This window comes from Pseudochelatococcus contaminans, assembly GCF_014195635.1.
GTDB lineage: Bacteria > Pseudomonadota > Alphaproteobacteria > Rhizobiales > Beijerinckiaceae > Pseudochelatococcus > Pseudochelatococcus contaminans.
Map to the genome: position 1 here is coordinate 203,210 of NZ_JACICC010000003.1, position 17,937 is coordinate 221,146.

A 17,937-nucleotide genomic window follows, 5' to 3' on the forward strand; every position below is an offset into this window, starting at 1 on the left:
TTGCGTTCAAGTCTCTCTATTGAGTTGAACGCAAACTGTTCCAGAAGTCAGTTGTCGAGGAAGCTGCGCAGCTTGCGCGACCGCGACGGGTGCTTGAGCTTGCGCAGCGCCTTTGCCTCGATCTGACGGATACGTTCACGCGTCACCGAGAACTGCTGTCCCACTTCCTCCAGCGTATGGTCGGTGTTCATGCCGATGCCGAAACGCATCCGCAGCACACGCTCTTCACGCGGAGTCAACGAGGCGAGAACACGAGTCGTCGTCTCGCGCAGGTTCGACTGAATCGCCGCATCGATGGGCAGAATGGCGTTCTTGTCCTCGATGAAATCACCAAGATGGCTGTCTTCCTCGTCGCCGATGGGGGTTTCGAGTGAAATCGGCTCCTTGGCGATTTTCAGAACCTTGCGCACTTTCTCAAGCGGCATCGCAAGCTTTTCGGCCAGCTCTTCCGGTGTGGGCTCGCGACCGATCTCGTGCAGCATCTGGCGCGATGTCCGGACGATCTTGTTGATCGTCTCGATCATATGCACCGGAATACGAATCGTGCGCGCCTGATCGGCGATAGACCGGGTAATCGCCTGACGAATCCACCACGTTGCATAGGTCGAGAACTTGTAACCGCGCCGGTACTCGAACTTGTCGACCGCCTTCATCAGACCGATGTTGCCTTCCTGAATGAGATCGAGGAACTGCAAACCACGGTTGGTGTACTTCTTGGCGATGGAGATAACGAGGCGCAGGTTTGCCTCGATCATTTCCTTCTTCGCCTGCCGCGCTTCCTTCTCACCCTTCTGGACGAGGGACACGATCTTGCGGAATTCGAGGATCTCAAGCCCGGTTTCCGTGGCGAGGATCTGGATTTCCTGACGAAGCTCGCGGATGCGGTCCTTGTCCCCCGCGACGAACTCCTTCCATCCGCGTGTGCCGAGCTTGGACACGCGCAAGATCCACTTCGGGTCCAGTTCGGAGCCCTGATACTGGCGCAGGAAGTCATCGCGCGTCACGCCATAGCTCTCGGCAAGACGCATCAGCCGGCCTTCAAGGCCGATCAGGCGCTTGTTGATGTCATAGAGCTGCTCGACCAGCGCATCGATGCGGTTCTGGTTGAGGGACAGCGACTTGACGTCGACAATGATGTCGTCCTTGAGCTTGCGGTACTTGCGCTCCTGCGCCGGCGACAGCTTGAGATTCTGCAGGCGGTTCTCGATGTCCTGATCCTGCAGGCGGCGCAGCTTCTTGTAATTGTCGGCGATACGGTCGAAGGTTTCGAGCACGCGGGGTTTCAGCTCAGCTTCCATCGCTGCGAGCGAAACGTTGTTCTCGATATCGTCCTCGTCGATCTCGGCTTCGGGATTACCCTCGGCTTCGTCAAGCGAATCCTCTTTACCGCGAGCTTCGACTCCACCTTGCGGCTCGGCCTTCTCCTCACCCTCTTCCCCGTCTCCCTCGCCTTCGGCAAGGCCGCGGCTCAAGGGGTCGGCGTAGGTGGCCTCAAGGTCGATGATGTCGCGCAACAGCACCTTGGCTTCGTTCAGCTCGTCGCGCCAGATAATGATAGCCTGGAAGGTGAGGGGGCTTTCGCAAAGGCCCGCGATCATGGCCTCGCGGCCAGCCTCGATGCGCTTGGCGATGGCGATTTCGCCCTCGCGCGACAGCAACTCCACCGAGCCCATTTCGCGGAGGTACATGCGCACGGGATCGTCCGTGCGCTCTGTCGGCTCGCTCGTCTTTTCCTGCTTGACCGGCAGCACGGAGCGGGAAGCTTCGACCAGATCGCCGCCTTCCACTTCCTCTTCGGAGGCTTCGCCGCTTTCGGCCCGTTCGGCGTCGGCCTCTTCGGACTCGATGACGTTGATGCCGATTTCGCTGAGCTGGGCGAGAATGTCCTCGATCTGCTCCGAGGTGAACTCCTCGGACGGCAGAACTTCGTTCAATTCATCATAGGTGACAAAGCCGCGCTTCTTGGCGAGCTTGACCATGCGCCGGACGGCGGCATCGCTCAGGTCCAGCAGCGGGCTGTCCGTAGACGCCTCGGCCGCTTCCTGATTGTCGTCGCGCTCGGTCGTTTTCGTCGCCATGCCTTGCTCCACTCATACCACAAGAGGCCAAACCGCCACAGGAGGCCAAACCGCCAAAGAGGCAGAATTATGCCCACCCGAATCGGCGTCGACACGAATTCTCCGTGGAGAATCACGGTCAAATGCCACCGCCCCTATTGCAACGCCATAACCGCAGAATCCGCAAGAGTCCATCGTCAGTCCATCTTCCGCCTGCTGTCTTCGCGCAAAGCGGTATACAATTCGATACCGCGTCGATACCGCGCGAAACATGCCGCAGGCTGACGTTTCAGGACGAGGTCTCATCCATCGGAGAAATCTCCCGCAGCGGGTCTGTATCGGCTTCCGCTCCGTCGAGAGACGTGACTTGCGCCTGAACATCGATCAACCACGCGAGGTTCGCCTCGGTATCCTCTTCGGCCAGTGCATTCTGGGCGGCCCTGAGTTCCGTATTTAGCGTGCGGGTGCGCCTTTGCAAGGTGACCGCCTGCCGGATAGCCGCCAGAATATCGTCACGCGTGCCGCCTTCAGACAGAATCCAGCGCTCGCTCGGCACCATGATGTGGATGAGCCGCCGGACGTTTTCGCCGATTCCCGCCCGTTCCAGATGGTTGCGGATTGCCTCCCGGTCGGTCTGCCCGTCCGCAACGAGTTCCAGTAGCCGCGAACGCAGATCGAGCGCCAGCGGGCCGGAAAGATCGAGGGCGGCGACATCCTCGGCAAATTCATTCAGCAGCGCCGGATGCGCCAGCAGTCCAAGCACGATCAGCGCCTCACGAGGTGATTCTCCGCGCGCCGGGTTGAACATGGGGTGGCTGGCCAGCGCCGGTGAGGCGCGAGGCGGGCCGGCTGGTGCCGATGCAAAGCCGCCGCCACGCGCGCCCGGCCTCTGACCGGCGCGCATTTTTGCGCCGCGCTGGCTGAAACCGGACTCGCGCCATCCCTGCCGGCCCGCATCCCTGTTGTCGGAACCCGGCAGCAGGGCCCGCAGACGATTGAGCACGTCGGCGCGGTAGTGGCGGCGCAACGTTTCATCGGTGATTTGCGCGACGCTGTCGCTGAGGCGGCGTTCCAGCGCTGCGCGCCTTTCCGGCGTGTCGAGCGTCGCCCCCTCGATCTCGCGTGCCCATAGCATTTCCGAAAGCGGATGCGCCTTGGCCAGCACGGCGGCTATCGCCTCCGCTCCACCGGCGCGGAACAGGTCGTCGGGGTCTTGCCCATCCGGCAGCAGCGCGAATCGCACCGATTTGCCCGGTGCGAGCAGCGGCAGGATAACGTCGATGGCGCGAAACGCCGCGCGCTGACCTGCGGCATCGCCGTCAAAGCACAGGATCGGCTCATCCGCCATGCGCCACAGCAAGGTGATCTGGTCGCCGGTGAGCGCCGTGCCGAGCGGGGCGACGGTGTGCGGAAAGCCCGCCATCGTCATGGCGATGACATCGACATATCCCTCCACCGCGATGACGGTGCCCCGGTCTGCCGCCGGCTTGCGGGCGTTATGCAGGTTGTAAAGCACCCGGCCTTTATGGAAGAGCGATGTCTCGGAGGAGTTGAGGTATTTCGCCGCGACATCGGCGCTCATGGCGCGTCCGCCAAACGCGATTACCCGCCCGCGCCGGTCGTGGATGGGAAACATCACGCGGTCGCGGAAGCGGTCGTAGGGAACTGCCGCATCCTCATGCGCGATGAGCAGCCCGGCCTCGATCATCGCCTCGGAGGAAACTCCCTTCTCGGCGAGATGATCGCGCAACGTAAAACGGCCGCCGGGTGCGTAGCCAAGCCGGAACATCTGTCGGGTGCGGGCTCCGATGCCGCGCCGGTCGAGATAGGCCCGCGCCTCGCGCCCGACATTATCGGCCAACGCCGCCTCAAAGAAGGCGGCAGCCAGTTCCACGACGTCGTAAAGATCGTTGCGCCGCGCTTCCTCACGCGCCGCCTCGGGCGTCGATACCGGCAAGGGCACCCCGGCTTCCGACGCAAGGCGTTCCACCGCTTCGGGAAAGGCCATGCCTTCCGTCTCGATCAGAAACGAAAAGATGTCGCCGTGCTTGCCGGATGAAAAGCAGTGGTAAAAACCCTTCTGATCGTTGACGTAGAAGGAAGGCGTCTTTTCCGGGTTGAAGGGCGACAGCCCTTTCCACTCGCGCCCGGCCTTGATAAGGCGCACACGCCGCCCTACCACCGTGGACACCGGCAGGCGTGCCTTGATCTCTTCAAGCAGGGAGGGCGGATAACGCATGTCGTTCCTTCCGCATCTCATACCCGTATCGACGGATGCAGATATTCCAGAAAGGCACAGGCGGTGACAAGAGTCACCGCCGCTGCAATGCCGGTCCCCGCTATCCCCGCAGTTCCGGTGGCTCCCAGCCTTATATACAGCCTCTATGATGCCGCAACTTGCGCTCGGTTCGGCGAACCTGAGCGCAGACTGTTCTAGAGCGTCAGTTCTGATGGAATCAGAACTGACGCTCTATCTTTTTGATTTAACGCATCTTTGTCGACGAAAAGTGGTATCCACTTTTCTGCACGATGCTCTAGCCCTGCGACAGCTTTGCCTTGACGAGGCCGCTGGCCTTGCCGAAGTCGAGGCGACCGGCAAAACGCTCTTTCAACAGGGCGATGACGCGGCCCATGTCCTTGACGCCCTCGGCCCCGGTTTCCGCGATAGCGGCGGCGATGGCGGCATCGGTCTCCGCGTCGTCGAGCTGCGCCGGCAGGAACGAGGCAATGATGGCGGCCTCCGCGTTCTCCTGCTCCGCGAGCTCGGGACGTCCGTTCTCGGAATAGATCTTGGCCGATTCCTGACGCTGCTTGATAAGCTTCTGCAACAGCGACAAAATATCGTCCTCGCCGCTTTTTTCCTTGCCGGCGCCCCGGGCCTCGATATCCTTGTCCTTGATGGCCGCCTGCACGAGGCGGATGGTGGACAGGCGCTGCTTGTCACCGGCCCGCAGGGCCTCCTTGAGGGCGGCGCTCAGACGTTCACGCATGGCGGTTCCTTGCTTCTTCATGTTCTGGCCGCATGACTATGGTGTCGAAATGCGGCGTTGACGAGAGGGAGGGTCGTTCTCTATGAGAACGGCCGAGATGTACGGTCTGGCAGGGCGCGGCATCGACTGCGCTTGCGTGTGCCTGAAGCGGCGCCGCAGGAAGCCTGCCGATACCTTAGATGGTTTCCGCGTTTCAACGAAATGTGGAAACCATCTATCACCTTGATTTTGAGCGAATTCTTATCGATTAAATGATTCCATTTAATCGGAACGCGCTCTAATTAACCAGATTTACCTTGGCGAGAGGCTTTAAACCGATCATGGCGACGCTGCAAGGGACGCAGAAAGACAACGCTGCGCAACACGACTTCAAGGCCGCGGGCGCGGACGGCTGGCGCGATGATGTGGCGACGGCATTGCTCGTTCTCGCGGACGGCACCGTGCTGGAAGGCTTCGGCTTCGGCGCGACGGGCGAGGCGACGGGCGAGGTCTGCTTCAACACCGCCATGACGGGCTATCAGGAAATCCTCACCGACCCGTCCTATCTGGGGCAGATCGTCACCTTCACGTTCCCGCATATCGGCAATGTCGGTGTGAATGACGAGGACATCGAGTCGCTGTCGCTGGCGGCGGGGAATGGCGCCAACGGCATCATCGTCCATGCCGACGTGACCGAGCCTGCGAACTGGCGCGCCACCCGCAGCCTCGATGCATGGCTGGCGGCCCGCAACATCGTCGGTCTGTCCGGCATCGACACCCGGGCGCTGGCCATCCGCGTACGTGAAAAGGGCATGGTCAACGCAATTATCGCCCATGATCCGGAGGGGCGGTTCGACGTGGAGGCGCTCAAGGCCAAGGCCGCCGCGCTGCCGTCCATGGCCGGCCTCGATCTTGTGCCCGGCGTCACCACCGCCCAGCGCGTGGAATGGGACGAGACCTCGTGGGTGATCGGCGAAGGTTATGGCAAGCGTGATACCGCCGCGCGGCGCGTGGTGGCCATCGACTACGGCGTGAAGCGCAACATCCTGCGTTTGCTGGCGGATCGCGATTGTGAAGTCGTCGTGCTGCCGGCCACCGCGACGGCCGATGAGGTGCTGGCTCTCAAGCCGGACGGCATCTTCCTGTCCAACGGCCCCGGCGATCCGGCCGCGACTGCCGATTACGCCGTGCCGGTCATCCGCGACCTTCTGGAAAGCCGCGTGCCGCTGTTCGGCATCTGCTTTGGCCATCAGCTTCTGGGGCTGGCGGCTGGCGGGCGCACCGTCAAGATGACGCAGGGGCACCACGGCGCCAACCACCCGGTGAAGGACGTGACGACCGACAAGGTCGAGATCGTGTCCATGAACCACGGTTTTGCCGTGGATCGCGAATCGCTGCCGGAGAATGTGTGCGAGACGCACGTGTCGCTGTTCGACGGTTCCAATTGCGGCATCGCGCTCACCGACAAGCCGGCATTTTCCGTGCAGCACCACCCCGAGGCTTCGCCCGGCCCGCAGGACAGCCACTACCTTTTCGATCGGTTCGTCGCGCTGATCGACACCGAGAAAGCGTCGCGGGGCTGAGCGATTGACGTGAAACGTCCGCTGGCAGGGAGTTCTCTTCGGAAGGGGGTTCCCATGCCGGTGCGCAACGTGTAAACGACGCCTTTAAGTTCATTCCAGGCTGGCGGCTCCGCCTGTTGCCGCGCGTGTGCTCCCGGGCATGCGCGGTCGTGCGGAAGCGCGGGCCGCTGTGCTGAGTTCAGGCCTACGGCCCCAATTGTTCAAGGTTTCCCCATGCCCAGACGCACCGATCTGTCCACGATACTCATCATAGGCGCGGGGCCGATCGTCATCGGTCAGGCGTGCGAGTTCGACTATTCCGGCACGCAGGCGTGCAAGGCGCTGCGCGAGGAAGGTTACCGGGTCGTTCTGGTCAACTCCAACCCGGCCACGATCATGACCGATCCGGAACTGGCCGACGCAACCTATGTCGAGCCGATCACGCCGGAAGTCGTGGCCCGGATCATCGAGAAAGAGCGCTACAAGGTGCCGGGCGGCTTCGCGCTGCTGCCGACCATGGGCGGCCAGACGGCGCTGAACTGTGCCCTGTCGCTGCGCAAGATGGGCGTGCTGGAGAAGTTCGACGTCGAGATGATCGGCGCGACGGCGGAAGCCATTGACAAGGCCGAGGACCGCGAGCTGTTCCGCGAGGCCATGACGAAGATCGGCCTCGCCACGCCGCTGTCGCATCAGGTAAGCACGCTGGGCGATGCGCTGAACGTGCTGGATGAGATTGGCCTGCCAGCCATCATCCGCCCCTCGTTCACGATGGGCGGCACGGGCGGCGGTATTGCCTACAACAAGGAAGAGTTCATCGATATCGTCGACCGCGGCATCGACGCTTCCCCCACCAACGAGGTGCTCATCGAGCAAAGCGTGCTGGGCTGGAAGGAATACGAGATGGAGGTTGTCCGCGACAGGAACGACAACTGCATCATCGTCTGCTCCATCGAGAACATCGATCCGATGGGCGTGCATACGGGTGATTCGATCACGGTCGCTCCGGCGCTGACGCTGACCGACAAGGAATACCAGATCATGCGCGACGCCTCGCTGGCGGTGCTGCGCGAGATCGGTGTGGAGACGGGTGGCTCAAACGTGCAGTTCGCGGTCAATCCCGAAGACGGCAAGATGATCGTCATCGAGATGAACCCGCGCGTGTCGCGCTCGTCGGCGCTGGCATCCAAGGCGACCGGCTTCCCCATCGCCAAGGTCGCGGCCAAGCTTGCCGTGGGCTACACGCTGGACGAGATCGCCAACGACATCACCGGGGGCGCGACCCCGGCGTCGTTCGAGCCGACCATCGATTACGTGGTCACGAAGATTCCGCGCTTCGCCTTCGAGAAGTTCCCCGGCGCGTCGCAGACGCTGACCACGGCGATGAAGTCCGTCGGCGAGGCGATGTCCATCGGCCGCACCTTCCAGGAATCGTTGCAAAAAGCGCTGCGCTCGCTGGAAACCGGCCTGACGGGCCTCGACGAGATCGAGATTCCGGGCCTGGGCCAGGGCGATGACCGCAATGCCGTCAAGGCGGCGCTCGGCACCCCGACTCCGGATCGCCTGCTGTTCGTGGCGCAGGCGTTGCGGCTGGGCCTGACGCATGACGAGATTTATGCTGCCTGCAAGATCGACCACTGGTTCCTGTCGCAGTTGCAGGATCTGGTCGATCTGGAGGCGAAGGTGAAGGCTCACGGCCTGCCTACCACGGCCCGTGCATTCCGCCGTCTCAAGTCGGCAGGTTTCTCGGATGCACGCCTTGCGGTGCTGGCTGACAAAACCGAGGCCGAGGTACGCAAGCTGCGGCGCGAATTGAGCGTGCGCCCGGTCTACAAGCGCATCGATACCTGCGCTGGCGAGTTTGCTGCCCCCACGGCCTATATGTATTCGACCTACGCACCGGATTTCGGCGGCGCGCCCGCCGATGAGGCGTTCCCCTCCGACCGGCGCAAGGTGGTGATTCTCGGTGGCGGCCCCAACCGCATCGGGCAGGGCATCGAGTTCGATTATTGCTGCTGCCATGCCTCGTTCGCGCTGCGTGCCGAGGGTTATGAGACCATCATGGTCAACTGCAACCCGGAGACGGTTTCAACCGACTACGACACCTCCGACCGACTCTATTTCGAGCCGCTGACGGCCGAAGACGTGCTGGAAATCATCGATGTCGAGCGCTCGCGTGGCGAGTTGCACGGCGTCATCGTGCAGTTCGGCGGCCAGACGCCGCTGAAGCTGGCCCGCGCGCTGGAAGAGGCGGACGTTCCGATTCTGGGCACCTCGCCCGACGCCATCGATCTGGCGGAAGACCGTGACCGCTTCAAGCGCTTGCTCGACAAGCTCAACCTGCGCCAGCCCAAGAACGGCATCGCCTTCTCCGTGGAGCAGAGCCGTCTGGTCGCGGCTGAGGTCGGGCTGCCGCTGGTTGTGCGTCCGTCCTACGTGCTAGGCGGGCGGGCGATGGCGATCATCCGCGATGAGGAAACGCTCAACGACTACCTGCTCGGCACGCTGCCGGCGCTGGTGCCGCACGACATCAAGGCGCGCTATCCCAACGACAAGACGGGGCAGATCAACACGCTGCTGGGCAAGAACCCGCTGCTGTTCGACAGGTACGTGTCCGACGCTATCGAGGTTGATGTCGATGCGCTGGCGGACGGCAAGGACGTCTTCATCGCCGGCATCATGGAGCACATCGAGGAAGCGGGTATCCACTCCGGCGACTCGGCCTGCTCGCTGCCGCCGCATTCGCTGTCCGCCACCGTTATCGCGGAGATCGAGCGGCAGACGCGCGAACTTGCGCTGGCGCTTGAGGTCGTCGGGCTGATGAACGTGCAGTTCGCCGTCAAGGGTGACGACATCTACGTGCTGGAAGTGAACCCGCGCGCCTCGCGCACAGTGCCCTTCGTCGCGAAGGTGGTGGGTGAGCCTTTCGCGCGCATCGCCTCGCGCATCATGGCCGGCGAATCGCTTGCGGCATTCGATCTGAAGCCGAAGGTGCTGGGCCATATCGGCGTCAAGGAAGCGGTTTTCCCCTTTGCCCGTTTTCCGGGTGTGGATATCCTGCTTGGACCGGAGATGCGTTCCACCGGCGAAGTCATCGGTCTCGACGCCAATTTCGGCGCGGCTTTTGCCAAGAGTCAGCTTGGCGGCGGCACCAAGGTACCAGAGGGCGGCACGGTGTTCGTGTCGGTGCGCGACGCAGACAAGGAGCGCATCCTGCCGACCATCAAGTCATTGGTCGACATGGGCTTTTCCATTGTCGCAACCAGCGGTACCGCGCGCTTCCTGGAAGGCGAGGGTGTCGAGGTCTCCCGCATCAACAAGGTTCTGGAAGGGCGGCCGCATATCGTCGATCTCATCAAGAACGGCGGCGTGCAGCTCGTCTTCAACACCACGGAAGGCGCGCAGGCGCTTGCCGATTCCCGTTCACTACGCCGGACGGCCCTCTTGCATAAGGTGCCGTACTACACCACTCTAGCTGGAGCCATTGCGGCCGCCGAGGGTATTCGTGCCTGGAAGGGCGGCGCACTGGAAGTACGGGCTTTGCAGGAATATTGGCCAGCCGGCAACTGACAGGGTTCGAGGCGCTTTCCGACCGGGCGGGATGATCTGGCCGGCGGGAGGGTGCTCAGACACAGGAAGTTGGATCATTTTTTGCTCTTTCACGGGGCGCTGAGATGATCCGGGAACGGCTACATCTTAATGTTTGTTCGATGCGGGGCGCCCAAGTGCGCCCCGCGTTTACATCTGGCGATGGAAACGAGATATGGAAAAGATCCCCATGACCGCCCCGGGCTATGCGGCTTTGGAGGCAGAACTGAAGCGCCGTCAGCAGGAGGATCGCCAGCGTATTATCGAGGCGATCGCCGAGGCGCGCGCGCATGGCGACCTTTCGGAAAACGCCGAATATCATGCCGCCAAGGAGCAGCAGAGCCTCAACGAAGGCCGCATCCTTGAGCTGGAGGGATTCATTTCCCGCGCCGATATCATCGATGTCGCGAAGCTGAGCGGCGACAAGATCAAGTTCGGCGCAACTGTGAAGCTCGTCGATGAGGACACCGAACAGGAAAAGGTGTATCAGATCGTGGGAGAGCCTGAAGCCGATGTCAGCGTCGGCAAGGTTTCGATAGCTTCGCCGATTGCCCGCGCGCTGATCGGCAAGTCTGTCGGCGACACGGTCGAGGTGGTGACGCCCGGTGGCGGAAAATCATACGAGATCGTGGACGTTTTTTTCAGATAAAGCCGGGCGCGTTCAGGACGGTTATCGCACTGAACGCGCGACTTTTCCGGCGCGCGAAATCGTTGGGGGTGGATCATGGCAGGATTGTCACGTCGGGGCTTCCTCTTTGCCGGAGGCGCGCTCGCTGTTTCCGGGACCGCGCTTCTGGGAGGGTGTGCCGCTCCCGGAGATCTGCGCCTTTCGCCGGAGGCGGCTTCAAACCTGCGGCTGCGGTCCATCACCGTTGATGTGTCGCCGCTCGTATCGCGCGGCCTGGCCCCGTGGGCGAAACTGGCCAAATCCACCATTGAGCCGGAACTGGCGCGGTTGTTCGCCTCCCGGCTTGTCCCGAGTGACAAGCGCGCGGACAGGCTGGTAGTGCGGGTGGATGCGATCACGCTGGCGTCATGGGCCGGCGATGCCAGCGGCGGTGGGCGCTGGGCAAACAGTGGCGGCGGCAGCACCGACTATATGGAAGGCGATGCTATCGTCATCGGCCCCGATGGCGCAGAGAAAGCGCGTCGGCGTATTCTGTTGGCCTTGCCGTCGAGCTTCTCTGGCGCGTGGTATCTGCCCGACATCGACACGCGCCGCGTGATCGGACTGTCGCGCGTCTTCGCCCGGTGGGTGCCGGATCGCCTGCTCGGCCGCAACTGACGGACGACATGATCCGGTGGCAGCGGGAACCGGCGGGATTTCGTCAGATCTCGCGGCTTGCTGTCCCGGTTCAAATGCCATGCGTCGTTGAATGCGGCCTGTTTAGTCGATATTTTCCAGCGGCACGGGCGGCGCATCCTTGACATGGGCGACGGTGAGCGCGGTGCGGACGTTGCGTACATTCGGCAGCGACGTGAGGTCCAGCACCAGCTTCTGAAACGAGTTGAGATCGCGCGCAACGCACTTCAGCAGAAAATCGATGTCGCCGGACAGCGACCAGCATTCACGCACGATTGACCATGTGCGGATATAGCCCTCGAAACGGGCAAGATCCTGCCCGGCCTGGCTGGATAGTTGCACCATGGCAAAACAGGTGATGTCGAACCCGAGGCGCTTGCCATCGAGGAGGGCGCGATAGCCGCGAATGATGCCGGCCTCTTCCAGCGCCCGCACCCGGCGCAGGCATGGCGGGGCGGACAGCCCGGCGCGGCGCGCGAGCTCTACATTTGTCAACCGCCCGTCGTTCTGCAATTCCTTCAGGATCTTCCAGTCGGTCGCGTCGAGTTCGATGGGCAGGTTATCGGGGGACAAGCGGTGTGTTCCTTTGGTGATCACGGCGCATCGGCGTGCCGGGAGCGTTTCAGTCAGCAGGAATAATGTCTTGAAGGTTTTTTTGTGGAATGGAAGCGTTCAATGTCTGAATTTCACATCTTCCTGATATCACGGTCTGACAGGCAAGGCAGCGTGTTTGTGCAGGACTTCGTACAAGGCGCTCTGCAAGCCTGAACGGAAATTTTGCCGCAGCATTCATCATCACGATTGGCGGCGGATATTGCTCCGTCTGCTGCATTTTTGTCAAGCGCTGCATGAAACTGCTGTTTGTATTACTTCATATTGACTGCCAGATTGATAATAAAGGTGTCGCTGTGCCTGATGACATCATGTTTTCCCAGTTTGTCGATACATTGCGTAAAGAGAAAAGCCTTGAAGGCGCTGTCCGCCGCTTTCTGGGGCTGATCGAATTTTCAACCGGCCTCGAATCGGCATATCTGACGCATATCGACTCGAGTCTTCATGTTCAGACCATCCTGTTCGCGCGCAACACCGGCAGCTTCGTCATTCCGGAGGGGCTTTCGGTGCCATGGGGCGACACGCTCTGCAAGCGAGCTTTGGATGAATCATGCATTTTTTCTGACGATGTTCCGGGCCGATGGGGCGACAGTAAAGCGGCACGGCAGTTGGGTGTGCAGACTTTTGCGAGCATACCAGTTCACGTCGATGACTCGCTTTACGGCACGCTTTGCGCAGCCAGTTCACGCCGGAAGGCGATTGACAGCCGCAACCGCCGCCTGCTGGCAGTGTTCAGTGAGGTCATCTCGATGTATCTGGAACGTGAGCTGCTGTTGAACCAGTTGACGGATGCCAACCTCCAACTGGAGGAGGTAGCGCGTGTCGATCCGCTCACCGGACTGTCGAACAGGCGGCATTTAATGGCTGAAATGGGACGGATCTGGTCGTTCATGCGCCGGGAAAACCGGCCCGTTCTCGTTGCTTTCATTGATCTTGACGGCTTCAAGAGCATCAATGACCAATACGGACACGATGTCGGTGACGAATTTCTCGTTGCGATCGCCAAACGCCTCAAAGGCGCTATACGGCCCTATGATCTGGCCGCGCGCTTCGGTGGCGACGAGTTCGTCGTCGTCTCCGCCATCGACGCGGACGAAGACCAGCCCACGACCGCGAGGGAAAGCCTCAGGGGTCGCCTCGAAGCCAGTACGCTCGGGCCATTCGAGCTGCCATCCCTGAAGCTCGACTATGCGGGCGCCAGTGTCGGGATCGTCGATGCCGCCGTCAACGATCTCTCGCCGGAGCAGGCTGTCAAGCGCGCCGACGAGGCGATGTACATGGTCAAGAGCCGGCGGCGGAGCCTGATGGCCAAAGATCCGCGCGGGGCTTGCCAGCCGGAAGGCAACGCGAGATGATCGCGTCGCCATGCTGACTCCGCCTGCCTGCTCCGGAAATGAAATCGCTCCGCACGCGCCGCTTTCGCCAAACGCCGCCAGTTCCCGCGGCGGCGCGACGTGCTGGGTGCTGACAGACGGCAAGGCCGGAGACGAAATGCAGTGCCTCGGCGTCGCCCAGGCTGTGGCGGAGCGTATGCCGGTGGGGGAGATCGTGGTGCGGCGGGTGCGTCCGCGCCCGCCTTATGTGTGGTTGATGCCCCGCGGCGGGATCGATCCGCGCGAGGCGCCATCACGGCCGGGATCGCCGATCGCGCCGCCGTTTCCCGATATCCTGATTGCCTCCGGCCGGCGCGCGGTGCCCTATATGCGGGCGGTGGCGCGCGCATCGAAAGGCCGCACGTTCACGGTTTTCCTCAAAGATCCGCGCATCGGCGCGCGCGCTGCCGATATCATCTGGGTGGCCGAGCATGACAGATTACGCGGTGACAACGTGCTCGTCACATTGACGGCGCCGCACCGGGTGTCGCAAGGGCTTCTTGAGGCGGCGCGGCGAGGGCCGCCGGCGGCGCTGGCAGGGCTGCCCCATCCGCGTGTTGCCGTGCTGGTTGGCGGCAACAGTCGTCATCACACGTTTTCCGATGCTGATGTCGCGGCCTTCCTGTCGCACCTGGAGGCAGTAACGCGGCAGGGCGTGGCGCTGATGGCCACGGTGTCGCGGCGCACGCCGGCCGCGTTGACGCAGGGGCTGCGGCGCATCGTTTCTGAAACCAACGGGTATTTGTGGGATGGCAGCAGCGCCAATTCTGCGGATAATCCTTATATCGCCTTGCTGGCGCTTGCGGATTGGGTTGTCGTCACAGCGGATTCGTCCAATATGATGGGCGAAGCTGCGGCGACCGGCAAACCTTTGCTGGTCTTCGAACCATCCGGGGGACACGCGAAACTCAGAGCTTTTCTCGGCGGGCTGGAAAAGTGCGGTATCGCACGTCCGCTGCGCGGAAGGCTTGAAGGTGATGCATACCCCCCGCTAGATTCAACGGAAACGGTTGCGGACGCGATCGTCCGATCCTTCGCTTCCCGCCGCGCTCGCCCTTTGGCGGATGCAGGCGGAACGCCCTGAATGGAAATGTCATGAGCCTTTCTGCTTCCTCCACGCCGGCCCCCGTCACTCCCGTCAAGGGGGGCGAGACGCATACGAAGTTGCTGATCGTCGGTTCCGGCCCGGCGGGATATACGGCAGCGATCTATGCCGCGCGTGCATTGCTGGAGCCGGTGCTGGTGTCGGGTCTGCAAGTCGGCGGGCAGCTCACGATCACGACCGATGTCGAGAATTATCCGGGGTTCGCCGACCCGATCCAGGGGCCGTGGCTGGTGGAACAGATGCGTTTGCAGGCGGAACATGTCGGCGCGCGGCTGGCGTCTGACATCATCGTTTCGGCGGATCTGTCGTCGCGTCCTTTCCGGCTGTTCGGTGACAGCGGGCACGTCTATCTCGGCGATGCGCTGGTGATCGCCACCGGCGCGCAGGCGAAGTGGCTCGGCCTGCCTTCGGAACAGGCGTTTCAGGGATTCGGTGTGTCGGCGTGCGCAACCTGTGACGGCTTCTTCTTCCGCAACCGCGAGGTTGTCGTGGTGGGCGGTGGCAATACGGCCGTGGAAGAAGCCCTCTATCTGGCCCAGATCGCCTCGAAGGTGACGCTGGTGCATCGGCGTGATTCGCTGAAGGCCGAGCGTATCCTGCAAGAGCGGCTGCTGGCGCATCCCAAGGTCGAGGTCATCTGGAATCACGTGCTTGAGGAAATCGTCGGTCAGGACCTGCCCCGCTCGGTGACGGGTGTGCGCCTGCGCGACGTGGCGTCTGGGGCTGTCAGCGAAATCAGCGCGGAGGGCGTGTTCATCGCCATCGGTCACAAGCCGGAAAGCGCGCTGTTCGCCGGCCAGCTCGATCTGACGCCCACGGGCTATGTCAGCGTGACACCCGGCAGCACGCAAACCAGCGTACCGGGTGTGTTTGCCGCTGGCGACGTGGCTGATGAGGTTTATCGGCAGGCCGTGACGGCGGCAGGGCTTGGCTGTATGGCCGCGCTCGATGCGGAACGCTGGCTTGCCGCCCAGGAGGCATAAGAAGGCCGGAAAGCATGGCCGGGTGGCGGGCTGTGTCATGCTTTTGGTTCGTTCTGCCGGAAACCGGCTTTCATCAAAGATACGCGCTGGCAGCCTGATATCCGCTTGACGGTTGCAAATGATCGCATGGCGAGCGAAAACGTTGTAACTTATTAAAAAACCGCCCGACAAGGGTTGGGGCGGTATAACGCCGGGTCGTGGCTGCGGCGAAGAACGGGCAGGGGACGGGCCGTGGATTGGGACAAGGTTCGAATTTTCTACACCGTGGCAGAAGCGGGAAGTTTCACACGGGCGGGTGAGGATCTTGGCCTGAGCCAGTCCGCCGTCAGCCGGCAGGTCAGTGCGCTAGAGCGCGACCTGCGCGCGCCGCTGTTCCATCGTCATGCGCGCGGGCTCATTCTGACCGAACAGGGCGAACTGTTGTTCAGAGCCGCCCGCGACATGACCATGCGCCTCGAAACGACCCGCGCGCGGCTGTCTGAGTCGCGCGAGCGGCCTTCCGGCACCCTGCGCATCACCACCACCGCGGGGCTCGGCACCCACTGGCTGGCCGCGCGGCTGGGCGAGTTCATGGATCTTTATCCCGATATCCGTGTCGAGCTGTTGCTGACCGACGATGAACTCGACCTGTCCATGCGCGAGGCGGACGTTGCCATCCGGCTGCGTCAGCCCGTGCAGGGCGATCTCATTCAGCGGCGGCTCTTCACAATTCATTTCCATGTGTACGCGGCAACCGAATATCTCAAGCACTTCGGGCAGCCGGAACGTCTGTCGGACCTCGACAACCACCGCATCCTGAGTTTCGGCGGCGGTGTGCCGCATTATATGCAGGCGGTGCACTGGCTGGCGACGGCGGGGCGTGATTCGAAAGATCCGCGTACCTGCCATCTGCTGGTAAACAATGTCAGTGCGCTGAAAAAGGCCGTCGAGAAGGGTGCAGGTCTTGGCGTGCTGCCGGATTATATCGTCGAGCCGGGGCTCGGGTTGGTCCGGCTGCTGGCGGATGTCGACATGCCGGCACTCGAAGCCTATCTGGTTTTCCCGGAAGAGATGAAAAACGTTGCTCGCGTGCAGGTTTTCCGGGACTTTCTGGTCACGAAAGCCCAGCGCTGGACCTATTGATGGCGATGGGTACAAATGCACCTATCTACGCAAATGATGGGATAAGAGTGCTATGCATTATGTGCATGCCCGTTATGTAGCCTGTTGCATTGCAAAAAGGCACGAATGGAGGCATTCTGACCTTGGTTGAAACCGATGAGTTCCGCACCTCCTCCCGGCGTAGAGCTCGTTTCAACCGTTCCCCTCTGGAAGTTCCAGCTTAGCTGGAGCTACTTTCAGGCCGGATTCCCAGGTGGGATCCGGCCTCTTTTTTTGTTTTGTCGTGACAATTGGCCGCAGTTAACGTTTTTGGCGCTTCCGCTATAAACGTGGAGTGGTCAGACTCATATATTTCACAATGAGCCTCGCGCGCATGGATTAATTGCCAAATTATGGCGATATTTGTTCTATTTCCGCTCTGATGTGTGAAAATGATATTCAGATCGGCCATCGGGCTGCTGAAAAAATAGTCTTTTGCGCTGCAATATATGCCGGTCCTGCATAGCGCGCAGGGCGCCGGCGGGTGTGGAATGCCGCAAGTCGTTTTATAATGATGGTTGCCGCCCTCGGGTTTTGAACCAGATTTGAGGCCGCATTTCGCGATATAATCACACCCGGAGACGATGCGTTCCAAAATGACCCGTTCCAAAGTGACCCGTTTCATGACGGAGATGGATAAAGCCGCTGCTGGCCTGCTTTATGACGCTAATTATGATCCCCACATTCTCGAACAACGCCGCGCCGCCAAGCGCCTTCTGCACGAACTGAACGGGCTGCATCCGGACGATGAGGCGCGCAGGGATGACCTGTTGAAGCGCTTGCTGGGAAAAACCGGAGAGCGGCTTGTGGTGGAATGGGGCTTTTACTGCGATTACGGTTTCAACATCGAAGTCGGCGAAAATTTTTACGCCAACGTCAATCTGGTCATCCTCGACGGTGCGAAGGTGGTGATCGGCAGCAATTGTTTCATCGCGCCGAACGTCGGCATCTATACTGCCGGCCATCCGCTCGATAGCGAGCGTCGCAATATGGGGCTGGAATATGCCCATCCGATAACAATAGGTGATGATGTATGGATCGGGGCCGGTGTGTCCATCTTGCCGGGGGCGAGAATCGGCTCCGGTACGGTTGTCGCCGCTGGCTCGGTCGTGCGCGGTGAGATCCCGGATGGCGTTATCTGCGGCGGCAACCCGACCAGGGTGATCCGCGCTATCCTGCCTGAAGACGGTTTGCGTTATCGGTGAAAGCGCACGGCCTTCACCGATGACGGATTGATGGAGCGCCTGT

14 protein-coding genes are annotated in these 17,937 nt (G+C 61.7%); 9 read left to right on the forward strand and 5 right to left on the reverse strand.

Going from position 1 to position 17,937, the window contains the following annotated elements; all coding sequences use genetic code 11:
- Positions 1-47: 47 nt before the first annotated feature.
- From rpoD to FHS81_RS07475, 3 genes are all read right to left on the reverse strand, one after another.
- The gene (gene rpoD / locus FHS81_RS07465; RefSeq protein ID WP_183751514.1) at positions 48-2,078 is read right to left on the reverse strand and encodes an RNA polymerase sigma factor RpoD; all 2,031 of its coding nucleotides are present in this window, start codon (positions 2,076-2,078) and stop codon (positions 48-50) included.
- Positions 2,079-2,346: 268 nt separating this feature from the next.
- Positions 2,347-4,296, reverse strand: a complete 1,950-nt coding sequence (gene dnaG, locus FHS81_RS07470; protein WP_183751516.1) for a DNA primase — start codon at positions 4,294-4,296, stop codon at positions 2,347-2,349.
- 295 nt (positions 4,297-4,591) lie between these two features.
- Positions 4,592-5,047: a GatB/YqeY domain-containing protein gene (locus FHS81_RS07475; RefSeq protein ID WP_183751518.1), complete on the reverse strand. Its 456-nt coding sequence runs from the start codon at positions 5,045-5,047 to the stop codon at positions 4,592-4,594.
- Positions 5,048-5,367: 320 nt separating this feature from the next.
- Here FHS81_RS07475 and carA point away from each other — a divergent pair, with 320 nt between their 5' ends.
- The 4 genes from carA to FHS81_RS07495 all read left to right on the forward strand — a co-directional run bounded on the left by carA (position 5,368) and on the right by FHS81_RS07495 (position 11,458).
- Positions 5,368-6,609, forward strand: coding sequence for a glutamine-hydrolyzing carbamoyl-phosphate synthase small subunit (gene carA / locus FHS81_RS07480; RefSeq protein ID WP_183751527.1), 1,242 nt, complete (start codon positions 5,368-5,370; stop codon positions 6,607-6,609).
- 213 nt (positions 6,610-6,822) lie between these two features.
- Positions 6,823-10,155, forward strand: coding sequence for a carbamoyl-phosphate synthase large subunit (gene carB, locus FHS81_RS07485; protein WP_183751534.1), 3,333 nt, complete (start codon positions 6,823-6,825; stop codon positions 10,153-10,155).
- A gap of 193 nt (positions 10,156-10,348) precedes the next feature.
- Positions 10,349-10,822 carry a transcription elongation factor GreA gene (greA, locus tag FHS81_RS07490; protein ID WP_183751537.1) on the forward strand — a complete coding sequence of 158 codons (474 nt, stop codon included), beginning with the start codon at positions 10,349-10,351 and terminating at the stop codon, positions 10,820-10,822.
- 75 nt (positions 10,823-10,897) lie between these two features.
- Entirely contained in the window at positions 10,898-11,458 is a 561-nt protein-coding gene (locus FHS81_RS07495; protein ID WP_183751538.1) for a hypothetical protein, read from the forward strand.
- A 102-nt stretch (positions 11,459-11,560) separates the two neighbouring features.
- On the opposite strand, the gene FHS81_RS07500 is transcribed toward FHS81_RS07495, so the two are convergent.
- Together FHS81_RS07500 and FHS81_RS07505 are read right to left on the reverse strand one after the other, a co-directional pair.
- Positions 11,561-12,034 carry an Lrp/AsnC family transcriptional regulator gene (locus FHS81_RS07500; RefSeq protein WP_183751992.1) on the reverse strand — a complete coding sequence of 158 codons (474 nt, stop codon included), beginning with the start codon at positions 12,032-12,034 and terminating at the stop codon, positions 11,561-11,563.
- Between the two features lie 64 nt (positions 12,035-12,098).
- The gene (locus tag FHS81_RS07505; RefSeq protein WP_183751540.1) at positions 12,099-12,326 is read right to left on the reverse strand and encodes a hypothetical protein; all 228 of its coding nucleotides are present in this window, start codon (positions 12,324-12,326) and stop codon (positions 12,099-12,101) included.
- A 73-nt stretch (positions 12,327-12,399) separates the two neighbouring features.
- On the opposite strand from FHS81_RS07505, the gene FHS81_RS07510 reads away from it, so the two are divergent.
- The 5 genes from FHS81_RS07510 (at position 12,400) to FHS81_RS07530 (ending at position 17,894) form a co-directional block, all read left to right on the forward strand.
- A complete protein-coding gene (locus FHS81_RS07510; protein WP_183751542.1) occupies positions 12,400-13,443 on the forward strand; it encodes a sensor domain-containing diguanylate cyclase in 1,044 nt (347 codons plus the stop codon).
- A 10-nt stretch (positions 13,444-13,453) separates the two neighbouring features.
- Positions 13,454-14,545, forward strand: coding sequence for a mitochondrial fission ELM1 family protein (locus FHS81_RS07515; protein WP_183751545.1), 1,092 nt, complete (start codon positions 13,454-13,456; stop codon positions 14,543-14,545).
- 11 nt (positions 14,546-14,556) lie between these two features.
- Positions 14,557-15,549, forward strand: a complete 993-nt coding sequence (gene trxB, locus FHS81_RS07520; RefSeq protein ID WP_183751547.1) for a thioredoxin-disulfide reductase — start codon at positions 14,557-14,559, stop codon at positions 15,547-15,549.
- 231 nt (positions 15,550-15,780) lie between these two features.
- Positions 15,781-16,671, forward strand: a complete 891-nt coding sequence (locus tag FHS81_RS07525; RefSeq protein WP_183751549.1) for a LysR substrate-binding domain-containing protein — start codon at positions 15,781-15,783, stop codon at positions 16,669-16,671.
- 614 nt (positions 16,672-17,285) lie between these two features.
- The gene (locus tag FHS81_RS07530; protein ID WP_210281587.1) at positions 17,286-17,894 is read left to right on the forward strand and encodes a sugar O-acetyltransferase; all 609 of its coding nucleotides are present in this window, start codon (positions 17,286-17,288) and stop codon (positions 17,892-17,894) included.
- Positions 17,895-17,937 lie beyond the last annotated feature (43 nt).